We start from the raw sequence: 941 nt of genomic DNA on the forward strand, positions 1-941 counted from the left end.
CGGGCGGAGAAGTGGCGCAAGAAGGTCGAGGCCGAGGCGAGAATGGCGGGCGCGGCGCTTGCCGCTGGTGTTGCAGTCGGTGTCGCCGCACTGTCCGCAGTTGCGGTGAAGTTCGGGCGCAACAGCATTGCGGCCGAGAAGGAGGTGGCTCAGCTCGACGCCATTATCCGTTCTACCGGCGGCGCGGCCGGGTACACCCGCCAGCAGCTGCTGGACATGGCCGATACGCTCGCCGACAAATCCACCTTCAGCGGCGGTGAGATTGTCGAGGCGCAGACCCGGCTTCTGTCCTATTCGGGAATCCTGTCCTCCAACATTCCTCGCGCGATGCAGGCAGTGATTGACCAGTCTGCCCGTCTCGGGATCAGTGTCAGCCAGTCGGCCGAGACCATTGGCCGGGCCCTGGAATCGCCCAGCAAGGCCGCCGCCGCTCTGGCACAGCAGGGCTTCGGTGCAGCCTTCACCAAGGAAGTGCGCGGTACGATCGACGAGCTGGTGAAGGCCGGCAAGGAAGGTGAGGCCCAGGTGATGATCCTGGAGATCCTCGAGGAATCGTATGCCGGCGCCGCACTGGCGGCGCGCGATACCTTCGGAGGCGCGCTGACCGCGCTCGGCCATACACTGGATGACATCACCACGGCCAAGGACGGAAGCCTCAAGGGGGCAACCGCTGCCGTCAACGACCTCATCGACACTCTGAAGGACCCGAAGGTCAAGGAGGGATTCGACAGCATTGTCACGCTGGTGGCCAATCTGTCCAGTGAGCTTGCGAATGGTGTTGTTCAGATCGCCGGTTTCATTACCAAGGTCCGGGATCTCGCAAATCTAGACGCTGGCGGAAGCGTACAGGATGCCGGCGAGGCTGCACTCAACGAGCAGATGGCCCGACTGAACGGGTTGATCAACTACGCGAAGCAGAACAAGACAGGTCTCCTCGGGAT

1 protein-coding gene is annotated in these 941 nt (G+C 63.0%); it reads left to right on the plus strand.

What is annotated here, in order from left to right:
• A partial coding sequence (locus tag V3B48_RS21305; RefSeq protein WP_329894414.1) for a phage tail length tape measure family protein occupies window positions 1-941 on the plus strand: 941 nt, incomplete at both ends.

It is taken from the genome of Stenotrophomonas sp. SMYL20 (assembly GCF_036320045.1).
GTDB lineage: Bacteria > Pseudomonadota > Gammaproteobacteria > Xanthomonadales > Xanthomonadaceae > Stenotrophomonas > Stenotrophomonas maltophilia_A.